Source organism: Burkholderia sp. Bp9012 (assembly GCF_003853825.1).
GTDB lineage: Bacteria > Pseudomonadota > Gammaproteobacteria > Burkholderiales > Burkholderiaceae > Burkholderia > Burkholderia diffusa.
Window position 1 is genome coordinate 78,314 of the sequence record NZ_QTQA01000013.1, and the last position, 14,331, is coordinate 92,644.

Genomic DNA, 14,331 nt, shown 5'->3' on the forward strand with positions numbered 1-14,331 from the left:
CGACACGTCAAGCCGCCGGCCCGATCTCGACACGCCGGGCTTCCTTGGCGTCAGCCCCGCCCGTGATCGTTTCCGGCTTTTTGAGAATAATGTGGTCTTCCGCCACGCCTGCTGCCTTCAGCGCGTCGCGCACGGCCTGTGCACGATGCTTGGCGAGTTCGGCATTCGCGTCGGCCGAGCCCGTCTTGTCGGTGAAACCCGACAGCGCGAGCTTCGCGTCCGGATGTGCCTTCGCATAGTCGGCCGCTGCAGCGATCGCCGCTTTCGCGTCGGCCGGCAGCACGCTCTTGCCCGTCTCGAAGTAGATCGTCGACAGCGCAGCCGATGCCGACGCTGCCTCCGCGCCCGACGCGGCTTGCGCCGGTGCCGAGGCCGCTTCGGCCGGGGCCGCCGCGCCTGCCGCGTCTTCCGGCATCTTGCCGTTGCGCGCGTCAGCCACTTGCTTCGGCTGCAGCAGGTCGTTCTTGTGGTTGCCCCACGAATTGCGCTCGTACGTGATGACCGATGCGATGTCGAGGTCCGACAGCGATGCCCACGACGGCATTGCACCCTTGCCGTGCAGCACGCGCTCGACGTGACCTGCGATCGGGCCGTTCACGATCTGGCTGCCGTCCATCGCCGGGAAGGCGCCGAGGCCCTTGCCGTTCACCTGGTGGCAGGCCGCGCAGTTCGCCTTGTAGACTTCCTCGCCGTGCGCGACGAGTTCGGCCATCGTGTAGACCTTGTTCGGATCGACCGAAGCACTGGCCAGCTTGGCCTTCTGCGCGGTCACCCACTTCGCGTAGTCGTCGTCCGACAGCACCACGACCACGACCGGCATGAACGCGTGTTCCTTGCCGCACAGTTCGGTACAGAAGCCGCGGAACGTGCCGACCTTGTCGGCCTTGAACCACGTGTCGCGCACGAAGCCGGGGATCGCATCCTGCTTCACGCCGAACGCGGGCACGTACCACGAGTGAACGACGTCGTTCGCGGTCGTGATGATGCGGATCTTCTTGTTGACCGGCACGACGAGCGGGTTGTCGACTTCCTGCAGGTACGTCTCGGTGATCGGCTTCTTGCCCATCACTTCGTCACGCGGGGTGCTGAGCGTCGACAGGAAGCTGATGCCCTCGCCCGGGCCCTTCACGTAGTCGTAGCCCCACTTCCACTGGTAGCCGGTGACCTTGATCGTGAGATCGGCGTTGGTCGTGTCCTTCATCGCGACGACGGCCTTCGTGGCCGGCAGCGCCATCAGCACGACGATGATGAACGGCACGATCGTCCAGATGATTTCGACGGTCGTGCTTTCATGGAAATTGGCGGCCTTGTGGCCTTTGGATTTGCGATGCGCGAAGATCGAATAGAACATCACGCCGAACACGCCGACGAAGATCACCGTACACAGGATCAGCATCATCGTGTGGAGATCGTAGAGCTCCTCGGCGATCTTCGTGACAGGCGGCTGAAAATTGATTTCGTTGACGCGGGGGCCGCCCGGGCTATCACCGACCGCCAGAGCAGCGCCGGCAAAGAGCAATCCGCTGCATGCCAGCACGCCCGTGAGGGCTCGCTTGATTGTTTTCATAGCATCCTTACCCAAAATTTCCATTCAAACCCCTCCCCCGTCGCAAGCCGCCGGCCCGTTCCGGCCGATGCCCGCGCCTCGTCAGCCGCAGCGCCTGAGCGACACGCGCAGTTCGTCGGCGAACTGCGCCCGCTTGTGCTGCGCGAGATGCTGCCCAATTACGACGGTCTGCCCGCGCGATACGAGTCGAATCGGATCGCGTGGCGTCGCCCCCGGCTCGACCCGCACCCAGCGCGGGTTGAATTCGATCTGCGTGAACCGCTCCGCATCCATCCGCTCGATCACGAGCCGGTGCGGAAACAGCCTGATGCGCTCGTAATCGACCGCATGACGGGCGTAGACCGCAAACGCGACGCCTACCGCCAGCAATTCGATTCCGGTGAAGGGCATGACGAGCCAGGCCCCCCGCCACATCAGCAATGCCGCGATCACCAGCGAGAAGCCCGCGAGCGACGCGTAAAACAGCACGAACTGGCGCGGCGACACCGAACAGTTACGTTTCATGAGCCAGTCTTCGAGGACCGGCTCACCGTTCGTCGTCTCCGCCAAAACCCTCGCTGCTTCCATCGCCGCCTCACGCGAATGGCATGCGATGCATGCCTGCATCGGACTCGTCGGCCCGTATTGCGGGGACCCCGGGACGACAAGCTGACGCATTATAGGCGGGTTCAATGGCATCCACAAGCAAGCGGCTATCGGCCCGCGAGCCAAGCGCCACAAGCTTCCCGGCCGTTTTTCACGTCAATTCGACCCCGCTTTGCGCCGCTAATTTCGGGCATAACAAAACCCCTCTTTACCGCTTTACCGATTCTTCGGACGCCCCTTTCCGATATCTTCGATGCGCACGATCCCGTGCCCCTCGGCGGTCGTGCGCGGCACGGCCTTCCACGCGTGGCCGTAAATCACTTCGAACGTCAGGGCAATCGTGCCGTCCGCGCGCCGGCGCGCTTCCAGCGCATCGCCGAGCGCCGCGCGAAAGCGCCGCGCCGCGCGCTGCGGCACCGCGCGGTCGAACGGATAGGCGCCCCAGCGGCGCACGTCGGCCAGCAGGGAATCGGGCGTCTTGTAAGTCACGGTCAGCACTTCCTGGTCCATCACCGGAATCTCGAAGCCGCTTTCGACGAGCATGTCGCCGAGGTCGTGCATGTCGACGAAATCGACGACGCGCGCGGCGGGCGGCGCGATGCCGAGCGCCGCTTCGGCGTCCGCGCAGGCCGCGCGCAGTTCGCGCAGCGTGTCGGGGCCGAGCGTGCTGAACATCAGCAGGCCGTTCACCCGCAGCACGCGCTGCCATTCAGGAAATACCGCATCGGGACGCGAATGCCAGTGCAGCGCGAGATTCGACCAGATCAGGTCGAACGCGCCGGCCGCGAACGGCAGCATCGAGAAGTCGGCCTGCGCGACGCGCGGGCCGCGCTGGCCCAGCGCCCGGCCGAGCGACGCGGGCAGCCAGCGACGCCAGCTCGTCTGCTCGACCTCGCGTTGGCCCGCCCGCGCGAGCATCGCGCCGGACAGGTCGACACCGAACACCGGCGCTTCGGGAAAGCGCGCGCGCAGTGCCGGCAGGTCGTCGCCCGGACCGCAGCCCGCGTCGAGCACGGCCGCGGGGCTCACCTTGATGTATTCGAGACGCTCGTTCATCCGCTGCGCGATCTCGCGCGGCAGGAACGCGACCGCGTCGAACGCGGCGGCGCGGCGATCGAAGATCCGCCGCAAACGCCGGGCGTCATTGGCCGGACGGCCGGTTGAAGTCGAAGCTGGGGACATGTCAGGCACACTGGCGAAGAGCCCGAAGTATACTCGCTCGCCTCGCGGCCTTCAGCGAGACGGGGGCCGCCAGGAGTGTTCGCAATGGATCGCCGTTTCGCCCCGCGCCCGATGCGCGTCGTTTTGTCGCAGGTTCGTGCGCTAGCCGTGCGCGTCGTCGCGCTCGCGTTGCCGAATCGGTGCGCACTGTGCGGCAATTTGTCACATACGGTGATTTGCAGCGCCTGCGACGCAGCGTACTGGAACGAAGCGCGGCTGCGCTGCGACGTCTGCGCGGTGCCGCTGGGCGTCGGGCAACCGCGGCTGCGCGAAGCGCGCGGCCGGCACGGTGGTGCCGCTTCCGCATCCGCGTACCGGTGCGACGCATGCTGCGCGACGCCGCCGCCGTTCGATGCGACGCTCGCGCTCGCCGATTACCGCGCGCCGCTCAACGGGCTCGCGCGCGGCCTGAAGTTTCATGCGCGACTCGCGCTGGGTGCGGAATTCGCGGCCCGGCTCGCGGAGCGGATCGAAGACACGGACGCGATGCGCGCCGCCGGCGGCTTCGACGTGATCGCACCGGTGCCCCTGTCGCGCGGACGGCTCGTCGCGCGCGGCTACAACCAGGCGTGGGCGATCGCGCGGCCGCTCGCGCGCCGGCTCGGCGTGCGTGCCGACGCGGCGCTGCTTGCACGCGTGACCGAAACCGCGCCGCAGTCGCGGCTCGACCGGCGTGCGCGGCGCGACAACGTGCAGGCAGCGTTCGCAGCGGCGGGCGACCTCACCGGCTGCCACGTGGCGCTCGTCGACGACGTGATGACGTCCGGTGCGACGCTCGCGGCAGCCGCGAATGCATTGAAGGCGGCGGGTGCCGCGCGCGTGACGAATCTGGTTGCGCTGCGCACCGCCAGGGATTAATTAGTTAGAAAGGCCGGCCGCCCGCATGCGGCGACGGTCGTCACGAACCGGCCAGCCGGGACGGAATGCACGCTGCTCCGCCCCGGCCGGCCCAGCCAGACCCAACCATGTTCAACGTCGTCCTCGTCGCCCCCGAAATTCCGCCGAACACCGGCAACGTGATCCGCCTGTGCGCCAATACCGGCGCGCGTCTGCATCTGATCGAGCCGCTCGGCTTTCCGCTCGACGACGCGAAGATGCGTCGCGCGGGCCTCGACTATCACGAGTACGCGGAAATGCGCGTGCACCGCGACTGGGACGCGTTCGTCGCCACCGAAGCGCCCGATACCGCGCGAATGTTCGCGTTCACGACGCGCGGCTCGGGCCGCTTCCACGACCATGCGTTCGTGCCCGGCGACTGGTTCGTGTTCGGCTCGGAGACGCGCGGCCTGCCGGCCGAATTGCTCGAACGCTTCCCGAACGAACAGCGCGTACGCCTGCCAATGCGGCCGGGCAACCGCAGCCTGAACCTGTCGAACACGGTGGCCGTGGTCGTGTTCGAGGCGTGGCGTCAGGCCGGTTTCGAAGGCGGCGCCTGACGCGCGCCCGGCCCGAACCGCACCGCGCGGCCGGGCAGCGCTAGCTGCGCGCGAGCCGCGCGCGATACAGGTCGTAGATGTCGGATGAAAAACACGCGAATATCACGCGTGCGAGGTTCGGCGCCTGCGGCAGCATTTCGGCGACCGTGCCGACGGCGATCTCGACGGCCTCCTCGGCCGGATAGCGGTACACGCCGCAGCTGATCGCCGGGAAGGCGATCGAGGTCGCCGCCACCTCCTCGGCCAGCTCTATCACGCGCCGGTAGCATGCCGCGAGCAGCTCGGGCTCGCCGCGCCCGCCGCCGTGCCACACCGGGCCGACTGCATGAATCACATATTTCGCCGGCAACCCGTGGCCACGCGTGAGCTTCGCGTCGCCGGTCTCACAGCCGCCGAGCGTGCGGCACTCGGCCAGGAGGCCCGGGCCGGCCGCGCGATGGATCGCGCCGTCGACCCCGCCACCGCCGAGCAGCGAACCGTTCGCGGCGTTGACGATCGCGTCGACGTCGAGCGTCGTGATGTCGACGAGTTGCGCGTCGAACGTGGTGGAACCGATCTGCAGCATGACACCCTCCCGAAACGCCGGAGACTATTCAAGCGTAGTGCGCTTTGGCGCGGCCCGCTTTGCGCGAGCGCGCCCGGCCGCAATAATCGGTGCGATTCGTCCGTGCTATTCGGCGCGCGCGTCGCGCCGCAGCAGGCCGCTGACCGCATCGCGCGGTGCGACGCCGTCGAACAGCACGCCACACACGGCTTCGGTGATCGGCATTTCGATCGCTTGCGCGCGCGCGAGCGCGAGCACGGCCTGCGCGCAGCGCACGCCTTCGGCCACATGGCCGAGCGCGCCGAGGATGTCGTTCAGCGAGCGGCCAGCCGCCAGTTGCAGGCCGACCGTGCGATTGCGCGACAGGTCGCCCGTCGCGGTGAGGATCAGGTCGCCGAGGCCCGTGAGGCCCGTGAAGGTTTCCGCGCGGCCGCCGAGCGCGACGCCGAGCCGCGACATTTCGGCGAGGCCGCGCGTGACCAGCGCGGCGCGCGCGTTCAGCCCGAGCCCGAGGCCGTCGGAGATGCCGGTCGCGATCGCCAGCACGTTCTTCACCGCGCCGCCAACCTCGACGCCGACCACGTCGTCACCCGTGTAGATCCGCATCGCGCCGTGATGAAACGCGGCGAGCGTGCGCTCGCGGCATTCGGCGGAGGTGCTTGCGACCGTCAGCGCGACGGGCAGCGCGAGCCCGACCTCGCGGGCGAAGCTCGGCCCCGACAGCACGCCGTTGCTGTGCTGCTCCGGCAGCTCGGCCGCGATCACCTGATGCGGCAGCAGGTGCGTGTCGGCCTCGAAGCCCTTGCAGACCCACACGATGTGCGCAGGCACGCAGCCTGCGTCGCGCATCGCGCCGAACAGCGTGCGCAGCCCGGCCACGGGCGCGGCGATCACGCACAGCGCGTCGTCCGCGGCGCCGTGTGCGAGCGCGGCACCGAGATCGGCGTCGTAGCGCAGCGCATCGGGCAGCGCGATGCCGTCCAGATAGCGGGAATTTTCGTGCCGGGCCTGCAGCCCGGCGATCAGCGCAGCGTCGCGCGCCCAGAGAAGCGTATCGTGCCGCGCGGCCAGATGGCCCGCGAGCGCGGTGCCCCAGGCACCGGCGCCGAGAACGGCTACTTTCATACCCAGCACCGGTCCGGAGTGAAACGTCAGTTCAGCGTCGTGCCGTTCGGCGCGCCTGCCGCACCGGCCTGCTGCTGCTGAAGCTGCGCGAGACGCTGCTCGTACAGCGCCTGGAAGTTGATTTCCGCCAGGTGGATCGGCGGGAAGCCCGCACGCGTGATCGCGTCGGCGATGTTCGAGCGCAGGTACGGGAACAGGATCGTCGGGCACGCGATGCCGACGAGCGGGTCGAGCTGTTCGTCCGGAATGTTGCGAATGTCGAAAATGCCGGCCTGCTTCGCTTCGATCAGGAACGCGACCTTGTCCTTCACCTTCGCGGTGACGGTACCCGACACGACGACCTCGAACACGCTTTCCGCGAGGCGTTCGGCCTTGACGTCGACTTCGACTTCAACCGACGGCATGTCCTGCTCGAGGAAGATCGCCGGCGAATTCGGCTGCTCGAGCGACATATCCTTCAGGTAGACGCGCTGGATGTTGAAGAACGGTTGGTTTTCGACGTCGGACATGGTGTTTCCCTAAAAGTGGTGACGGGGCGGCCCGGCTTCACGCCGGCCGCCTCGGTTGAATCCTGCGCGCACGAGCCGCGGCGCGACCGGCGGCCATTCTGCCCTAATCAGGCCGCTTGCAGAAGCGGCAAGAGCCCGCCTTCGCGGTCGAGCTTCGACAGATCGTCGTAACCGCCGACATGCGTGTCGCCGATGTAGATCTGCGGCACCGTGCGACGGCCCGTGCGCGTCATCATTTCCTCACGGCGGGCCGGGTCACGGTCGATCAGCACCTTCTCGATCTGCTCGACGCCGCGCAGCTTCAGCAGGCGCTCGGCCTGAATGCAATACGGACACACCTGCGTGCTGTACATCAAAACCTTGCTCACTTCGCCACTCCTTGTTTGACGACCGGCATCCCGGCCTGCTGCCAGGCGGCGACGCCGCCCTCGAGCACGTGCACCTCGGCATAGCCCGCCGCCTCGACCTCGCGCGCCGCCTTCTGCGACTGCTGGCCGTTCTGGCAGACGAGCAGCACGGGGGTGCTCTTGTTTTTCGCGACCTGCGCGATCTTCGCGCCGATCTCGCCGGCGGCGACCTGGCGCGCCGACGGCAGATGGCCGGCGGCGAAGTCGGACGCGGTACGCAGGTCGATCACGACCGCGTTGCGGCGATTGATGAGCTGCGTCGCCTCCGCGGCCGACAGGCCGCCGCGGCCGCGGCGCAGGGCCGGCCATGCGAGCAGGCCGCCGGAAACCACCAGGATCGCGATAAGGGCCAGGTTCGTGTAATTGGTAAAGAACGTCACGGAATGCCGCCGGAAAAAGAGAAATCGGAAAAGGACAATCTTGCCATTATAAAATAACCGTCTTGCGCGATGGCGGACCCGGGACCGGGTACCGCGCGACGCGCCCCGCTTCCTTCACTACCGACCGCAAGATCCATGTACAAACTCGTTCTCATCCGCCACGGCGAATCGACGTGGAACAAGGAAAACCGCTTCACCGGCTGGGTCGACGTCGACCTGACCGAACAGGGTCGCAACGAGGCCTACCAGGCCGGCGAATTGCTCAAGGAGGCCGGCTACACGTTCGACATCGCGTACACGTCGGTGCTCAAGCGCGCGATCCGCACGCTGTGGCACGTGCAGGACAAGATGGACCTGATGTATCTGCCGGTCGTTCACTCGTGGCGCCTGAACGAGCGCCACTACGGCGCGCTGTCGGGCCTGAACAAGGCGGAAACGGCCGCCAAGTTCGGCGACGACCAGGTGCTCGTGTGGCGCCGCAGCTACGACACGCCGCCGCCGGCGCTCGAGCCGACCGACGAGCGCGCGCCGTTCGACGACCCGCGCTACGCGAAGGTGCCGCGCGAGCAGCTGCCGCTCACCGAGTGCCTGAAGGACACGGTCGCGCGCGTGCTGCCGCTGTGGAACGAATCGATCGCGCCGGCCGTCCGTGCGGGCAAGCAGGTGCTGATCGCCGCGCACGGCAACTCGCTGCGCGCGCTGATCAAGTACCTCGACGGCATCTCGGACAGCGATATCGTCGGCCTGAACATCCCGAACGGCGTGCCGCTCGTGTATGAACTCGACGAGAACCTGAAGCCGATCCAGCACTACTACCTGGGCGACCAGGACGCGATCGCGAAGGCTCAGGCCGCCGTCGCGAAGCAGGGCAAGGCGGGCTGATACCCGCGATGCCGGGCATGCCGCCGCGCGCGCGGCCTGCCTGGCGCACCCCGGCGTGCGGCGCGAACCTTCGCGGCCCCGGTGCTGTCGAATCCGCTTTCGAATCCGCTGCGCGTGGGGCGGCACCCCGCCGGGAACCAGGGCTCCGGGGCCATTTCGCACCGTTGCACTGAGCAATCGGACGAACAGTTATACTTGTCCGCTACATCCCCGCTACCGCCACGCGCTTCCCGACCGCACCAGACTCTCTATGCGAATGAAATTGAAGAACATCGGCCTGATTGCCGCGGGCCTCGCCACGGGCGTATTCGCCACGCTGCAGGTTTCGGCGTCGGCCGAGCAGACCGCCACGGCGCCGCTTCCCCTCGACCAGCTCCGCCTGTTCGCGGAAGTGTTCGGCCAGATCAAGCGCGAGTACGTCGAACCGGTCGACGACAAGAAGCTGCTGACGGCGGCGATCAAGGGCATGGTGTCGAGCCTCGACCCGCATTCGTCGTTCCTCGACAAGACCGACTATGACGAACTGCAGGAGCAGACCAAGGGTCGCTTCGCGGGTCTCGGCATCGAGATCTCGCAGGAAGACGGCCTCGTCAAGGTGATCTCCCCGATCGAAGATACCCCCGCGTTCCGCGCCGGCATCCGTCCGGGCGACCTGATCACCCGCATCAACGACAAGCCCGTGCGCGGCATGACGCTCGACAAGGCCGTCAAGCAGATGCGCGGCGAGCCGGGCACCAAGGTCACGCTGACGATCTTCCGCAAGAGCGACGACCGCACGTTCCCGATCACGGTCACGCGCGCGATCATCCGGGTCCAGAGCGTGAAGATGAAGCTGCTCGACCCGGGCTACGCATACATCCGGATCACGAGCTTCCAGGAGCGCACGACGCCCGATCTCGCCGCGAAGCTGCAGGACATCGCACGCCAGCAGCCGAATCTGAAGGGCCTGATCCTCGACCTGCGCAACAACGGCGGCGGCCTGCTGCAAAGCGCGGTCGGCGTCGCCGGCGCGTTCCTGCCGCCCGACTCCGTCGTCGTGTCGACCAACGGCCAGATTCCGGATTCGAAGCAGGTCTACCGCGATACCTACGACAACTATCGCCTGCCGTCCTTCGACGGCGATCCGCTGAAGAGCCTGCCGCCGGTCTTCAAGACCGTGCCGATGGTCGTGCTGACAAACGCGTATTCGGCGTCCGCGTCGGAAATCGTCGCCGGCGCGCTGCAGGATTCGAAGCGCGCGCAGATCATGGGCAAGACGACGTTCGGCAAGGGCTCGGTGCAGACGGTCCGTCCGATGACGGCCGACACCGCGCTGCGCCTGACGACGGCCTACTATTACACGCCGAGCGGCCGTTCGATCCAGAACAAGGGCATCACGCCCGACGTGCCGGTCGATCAGTACGCGGACGGCGATCCGGACGACGTGCTCGTGACGCGCGAGGTCGACTACACGAACCACCTCGCGAACACGCAGGATCCGAACGAGAAGAAGGAACAGGAAGAACGCGAGCAGCGCCGAATGGACCAGCTGCGCGTCCTCGAGGAGCAGAACGACAAGAAGACGCCGGAGCAGCGCCAGAAGGACCGCGATCGCAAGCCGATCGAGTTCGGCAGCACCGACGACTTCATGATGCAGCAGGCGCTCAACAAGCTGGAGGGCAAGCCGGTGCAGGAATCGAAGTCGCTGCTCGCCGAGAGCACGGCGAAGAGCCCGGCCGGCAAGGCCGCGTCCACCACGAAGGCGTCGGGCGCGAAGGCGGCCGCACCGAAGCCCGCGTCGGCACCGCAGTAAGCGCCGGCCGGCATCCGACGGGCCATCGCGGGAAGACCGCGATGGCCCGTTTTTCATGTACGCCTAGAATGAATCGATACGCCGGCGCTTCCGCCCCGCTCACGACTGTCCCATGAACGACGATCAACTCCTCCGCTACTCCCGCCACATCCTCGTCGACGAAATCGGCATCGAGGCGCAGCAGCGCTTTCTCGACGCGCATGCGATCGTCGTCGGCGCCGGCGGTCTCGGCTCGCCGGCCGCGATGTATCTCGCGGCGTCCGGGGTCGGTACGATCACGCTCGTCGATGCCGACACGGTCGACCTCACGAACCTGCAGCGGCAGATCCTCCACGTGACCGCATCGGTCGGCCGCAGCAAGGTCGAATCGGGGCGCGACGCGCTCGCGCAGCTGAACCCGGAAGTGACCGTGCATGCGGTCGCGGCGCGCGTCGACGATGCGTGGCTCGACGAATACGTGCCGCGGGCAACCGTCGTGCTCGACTGCACCGACAACTTCGCGACGCGCCATGCGATCAACCGCGCGTGCGTCGCGCACGGCGTGCCGCTCGTGTCGGGCGCCGCGCTGCGCTTCGACGGCCAGATCAGCACGTTCGACTTCCGCGACCCGAGTGCGCCCTGCTACGCGTGCGTATTTCCGGAAGACCAGCCGTTCGAGGAAGTCGCGTGCGCGACGATGGGCGTGTTCGCGCCGACGGTCGGCATCATCGGTGCGATGCAGGCCGCCGAGGCGCTGCGCGTGATCGGCGATATCGGCACGACGCTCAACGGCCGGCTGATGATGCTCGATTCGCTGCGGATGGAATGGACGACGATGAAGATCGCGCGCCAGGCCGACTGCCCCGTGTGCCAGGGCCGGCACTGACGCGCGCGGGATGCATGCGCCGGGCGGCGCATGCGTGACGTTTCGCAACCTTCGCGACGGTTCCGCGGCGCGGCGCGTGCCGCCTAGGCGGCCGCGTCCGCGCGCGGTTCCGCGACCGACAGGCGCTTGAGCGCCGCCTGCACTTCTTCCGGTTCGAATGCGGCCAGCACATCGGCCGTGGGCTTCTCGAGCGCCTTCAGGTGCGCGCGCAGGATCTCCTGCTTCACGACCAGCAACTGGCTCGGGTGCATCGAGAACTCGGTGAGCCCCATCCCGAGCAACAGGCGCGTGAGCGCCGGATCGCCCGCCATCTCCCCGCACACCGACACCGACACGCCCGCCCGCTTCGCTTCGCGCAGCGTATAGGAGATCAGGTGCAGCACGGCCGGATGCAGCGGGTCGTACAGGTGCGCGACCGCGTTGTCCGCGCGGTCGATCGCGAGCGTGTACTGGATCAGGTCGTTCGTGCCGATCGACAGGAAATCGAACCGCTTCAGGAACAGCGGCAGCGCGATCGCCGCGGCCGGAATCTCGATCATCGCGCCGATGCGCACGTTCGGATCGTACGCGAGCCCCGCATCGTCGAGCTGGCGCTTCGCCTCGCGGATCAGGTCCAGCGTCTGGTCGATCTCCTGCGCGTGCGCGAGCATCGGGATCAGGATCTTCACCTGCCCGAACGCGGACGCGCGCAGGATCGCGCGCAACTGCGTGAGGAACATCTGCGGCTCGGACAGGCTCCAGCGGATCGCACGCAGGCCGAGCGCCGGGTTCGGCGCCGTCTCGTAGCCCTCGTCGAGCGCCTCGAGCGGCTTGTCCGCGCCGACGTCGATCGTGCGGATCGTCACCGGCATGCCCTTCATCCACTCGACCGCGCGCTTGTACGCGGCGAACTGCTCCTCCTCCTCGGGCATCTCCTTCTGATGCATGAACAGGAACTCGGAGCGGAACAGCCCGACGCCGACCGCGCCAGCCTCGACCGCGGCCTTCGCGTCGTCGGGCAGCTCGATGTTCGCGTACAGCTCGATCTTCGTGCCGCACAGCGTTTGCGTCGGCGAGAACTTCAGGCGCTGCAGCTTGCGTTGCTCGAGCAGCTTCTCGGACTGGCGGTACGAATATTCCTCGAGGACGATCGGCGCGGGATCGACGATCACGATCCCCTGGTCGCCGTCGACGATGATCAGGTCGTCCTGCCGGATCAGCGCGCTCGCATGCTGGACGCCGACCGCGGCGGGAATGCCGAGGCTGCGCGCGACGATCGCCGTGTGCGACGTGCGGCCGCCGAGATCGGTGACGAACGCCTGGAACGACTGCGACTTGAACTGCATCATGTCGGCCGGCGCGATGTCGTGCGCGACGACGATCATCTCGTTCGTGCCGTTCGCGGCCGCGCGGTCGAGCGCCTGCGACGCGGACGGCGCACCGGCGAGTGCCTTCAGCACGCGCTCGACCACCTGTTCGATGTCGGCCTTGCGCTCGCGCAAGTATTCGTCCTCGATGTCGTCGAAGTGGCGCGTGAGCAATTCGAGCTGCTCGGTCAGCGCCCACTCGACGTTGTAGCGGCGCGTGCGGATCAGGTCGATGGTTTCCTGCACGAGCATCGCGTCGCTCAGGATCATCATGTGGACGTCAATGAATGCGCCCACTTCGCTCGGGGTGTCGTCGGTCAGGTCGGCGCGCAACGCGTCGAGTTCGCGATGCACGACTTCAAGCGCCGTGCGGAAACGCTCGACCTCGGCGTCGATCTGGTTCGCCTCGACCAGGTAATGGGCGACGTCGAGCGCCGCCGGCGCGATCAGATACGCTCGCCCGATCGCGATACCACGTGAGACGGGAATGCCATGCAGCGTGAAGGACACGCGCACCTCCTCTGTACATGTAAAGCCGCGGCACACTGCTGCGATGCGCTTATGACCCCGGTTAGTGATTATAAATTCCGTACCTCCATGCTGACTGCGTGCAGCGCAGCATTACCATTTCCGCATCAACGCCGCGGACGAAAAAAATGCCGCGGCAAACGCGGCATTCTGCTTCGAAACGACAACGATCCCGCGCGGGGATCACTGACCTTCGCCGAACTTGTCCGCGATCAGCTTGAGCAGTGCATCCATCGCCTCGCGTTCGTCGGGACCGTCGGTCTCGATCGACACGGTGCTGCCGATGCCCGCCGCGAGCATCATCACGCCCATGATGCTTTTCGCGTTGATCTTGCGTCCGTTACGCGTCATCCAGACTTCGGACTGGAAGTTGCCGGCCAGTTGCGTAAGCTTGGCCGATGCGCGCGCATGGAGCCCCAATTTGTTGACGATGGTGGTTTCTTGTTGAAGCATGATTCTCGGTCGGGTCGGTCGCGGCCGCCGGCGACGTGCGTCGGCGGGTCGGTCTAAAACGAAAAACGGGACGGTCAGTGCGATTCGGTGCGCGGTTGCGGCTCGGGCGGAATCGGCGCGCACTGGCCGCAGCCGACTTCGGTCGGCGGCGGCGGTGTACCGGCCGCCACTTCGTGGACGCCCTTCGCGCCGCCGGACAGCGCCTTGTCGACGAGCTTGTCGAGCGGCACGGTACGGTAGCAGACGGCCCGCACCAGCATCGGCAGGTTCACGCCGGCCAACACGCGCACGTTGTCGAGCTTCGCGAGCTGGCCCGCGATGTTCGCGGGCGTCGCGCCGTACATGTCGGTCAGCACGACGACGCCATTTTCTTCCCTGAGCCGCGCGAGCTCCGCGTGCGCGAACGCCATCACCTGGGTGGGATCGCTGTCGGCCAGCACGTCGATGCAGCCGATGCGCGCGGGCACGCCGCCGTAGATGTGCGCGATGCAGTCCCGCAGCGCAGTGGCGAGCGGTGCGTGCGCGATGATCAGAATCCCGGCCATGTCAGACTGCCCCCGGCCGCCCCTGGCGGGCCGACGCCCCGCAGCGGGGCAACGAGCATAGCGAAAGAGGGAATCGTTTCATGTTCAGCCTTGCAACGGTTTCGGCCCGACCGCCGGGCCTTCGGCGCGCTGGTCGCGGCACCGGG

General features: G+C 67.3%; 16 protein-coding genes. 5 read left to right on the plus strand and 11 right to left on the minus strand.

What is annotated here, in order from left to right; translation table 11 throughout:
• Positions 1 to 7: 7 nt before the first annotated feature.
• From coxB to DIE11_RS19125, 3 genes are all read right to left on the minus strand, one after another.
• Complete coding sequence (gene coxB, locus DIE11_RS19115) at positions 8 to 1,591, minus strand: cytochrome c oxidase subunit II (RefSeq protein WP_124626341.1); 1,584 nt, start codon at positions 1,589 to 1,591, stop codon at positions 8 to 10.
• 57 nt (positions 1,592 to 1,648) lie between these two features.
• On the minus strand, positions 1,649 to 2,173 hold the full coding sequence (locus tag DIE11_RS19120) for a DUF2244 domain-containing protein (protein WP_059599867.1): 525 nt from the start codon (positions 2,171 to 2,173) through the stop codon (positions 1,649 to 1,651).
• 195 nt (positions 2,174 to 2,368) lie between these two features.
• Positions 2,369 to 3,334, minus strand: a complete 966-nt coding sequence (locus DIE11_RS19125) for a methyltransferase domain-containing protein (protein WP_124626343.1) — start codon at positions 3,332 to 3,334, stop codon at positions 2,369 to 2,371.
• 84 nt (positions 3,335 to 3,418) lie between these two features.
• On the opposite strand from DIE11_RS19125, the gene DIE11_RS19130 reads away from it, so the two are divergent.
• Positions 3,419 to 4,231, plus strand: coding sequence for a ComF family protein (locus DIE11_RS19130; RefSeq protein WP_124626344.1), 813 nt, complete (start codon positions 3,419 to 3,421; stop codon positions 4,229 to 4,231).
• A 107-nt stretch (positions 4,232 to 4,338) separates the two neighbouring features.
• The gene (gene trmL, locus DIE11_RS19135; RefSeq protein ID WP_059599864.1) at positions 4,339 to 4,809 is read left to right on the plus strand and encodes a tRNA (uridine(34)/cytosine(34)/5-carboxymethylaminomethyluridine(34)-2'-O)-methyltransferase TrmL; all 471 of its coding nucleotides are present in this window, start codon (positions 4,339 to 4,341) and stop codon (positions 4,807 to 4,809) included.
• A 40-nt stretch (positions 4,810 to 4,849) separates the two neighbouring features.
• Here the strand turns inward: trmL and DIE11_RS19140 are convergent, their stop codons facing one another.
• The 5 genes from DIE11_RS19140 to DIE11_RS19160 all read right to left on the minus strand — a co-directional run bounded on the left by DIE11_RS19140 (position 4,850) and on the right by DIE11_RS19160 (position 7,774).
• Positions 4,850 to 5,374, minus strand: a complete 525-nt coding sequence (locus tag DIE11_RS19140; protein ID WP_124626346.1) for an O-acetyl-ADP-ribose deacetylase — start codon at positions 5,372 to 5,374, stop codon at positions 4,850 to 4,852.
• Between the two features lie 105 nt (positions 5,375 to 5,479).
• A complete protein-coding gene (locus DIE11_RS19145) occupies positions 5,480 to 6,478 on the minus strand; it encodes an NAD(P)H-dependent glycerol-3-phosphate dehydrogenase (protein WP_059526231.1) in 999 nt (332 codons plus the stop codon).
• Positions 6,479 to 6,504: 26 nt separating this feature from the next.
• Positions 6,505 to 6,987 (minus strand): protein-export chaperone SecB, encoded by a 483-nt coding sequence (gene secB / locus DIE11_RS19150; RefSeq protein ID WP_014895954.1) that lies wholly within the window; start codon positions 6,985 to 6,987, stop codon positions 6,505 to 6,507.
• A 107-nt stretch (positions 6,988 to 7,094) separates the two neighbouring features.
• Complete coding sequence (gene grxC / locus DIE11_RS19155) at positions 7,095 to 7,355, minus strand: glutaredoxin 3 (RefSeq protein ID WP_012364773.1); 261 nt, start codon at positions 7,353 to 7,355, stop codon at positions 7,095 to 7,097.
• Positions 7,352 to 7,774: a rhodanese-like domain-containing protein gene (locus DIE11_RS19160; RefSeq protein WP_059599861.1), complete on the minus strand. Its 423-nt coding sequence runs from the start codon at positions 7,772 to 7,774 to the stop codon at positions 7,352 to 7,354. Before DIE11_RS19160 ends, grxC begins: the two co-directional genes overlap by 4 nt.
• Before the next feature lie 135 nt (positions 7,775 to 7,909).
• Between DIE11_RS19160 and gpmA the strand changes: the two genes are divergently transcribed.
• From gpmA to DIE11_RS19175, 3 genes are all read left to right on the plus strand, one after another.
• Positions 7,910 to 8,656 carry a 2,3-diphosphoglycerate-dependent phosphoglycerate mutase gene (gene gpmA / locus DIE11_RS19165; RefSeq protein ID WP_059599860.1) on the plus strand — a complete coding sequence of 249 codons (747 nt, stop codon included), beginning with the start codon at positions 7,910 to 7,912 and terminating at the stop codon, positions 8,654 to 8,656.
• A gap of 250 nt (positions 8,657 to 8,906) precedes the next feature.
• The gene (locus DIE11_RS19170) at positions 8,907 to 10,448 is read left to right on the plus strand and encodes a S41 family peptidase (RefSeq protein WP_124626348.1); all 1,542 of its coding nucleotides are present in this window, start codon (positions 8,907 to 8,909) and stop codon (positions 10,446 to 10,448) included.
• Positions 10,449 to 10,560: 112 nt separating this feature from the next.
• Positions 10,561 to 11,313, plus strand: a complete 753-nt coding sequence (locus tag DIE11_RS19175; protein WP_124626350.1) for a HesA/MoeB/ThiF family protein — start codon at positions 10,561 to 10,563, stop codon at positions 11,311 to 11,313.
• A gap of 83 nt (positions 11,314 to 11,396) precedes the next feature.
• Here the strand turns inward: DIE11_RS19175 and ptsP are convergent, their stop codons facing one another.
• The 3 genes from ptsP to DIE11_RS19190 form a co-directional block, all read right to left on the minus strand.
• The gene (ptsP, locus tag DIE11_RS19180; protein WP_124626352.1) at positions 11,397 to 13,169 is read right to left on the minus strand and encodes a phosphoenolpyruvate--protein phosphotransferase; all 1,773 of its coding nucleotides are present in this window, start codon (positions 13,167 to 13,169) and stop codon (positions 11,397 to 11,399) included.
• 201 nt (positions 13,170 to 13,370) lie between these two features.
• Positions 13,371 to 13,640 carry an HPr family phosphocarrier protein gene (locus tag DIE11_RS19185; RefSeq protein ID WP_059599857.1) on the minus strand — a complete coding sequence of 90 codons (270 nt, stop codon included), beginning with the start codon at positions 13,638 to 13,640 and terminating at the stop codon, positions 13,371 to 13,373.
• A gap of 74 nt (positions 13,641 to 13,714) precedes the next feature.
• Positions 13,715 to 14,185: a PTS sugar transporter subunit IIA gene (locus DIE11_RS19190; RefSeq protein ID WP_059526247.1), complete on the minus strand. Its 471-nt coding sequence runs from the start codon at positions 14,183 to 14,185 to the stop codon at positions 13,715 to 13,717.
• Between the last annotated feature and the right edge of the window lie 146 nt (positions 14,186 to 14,331).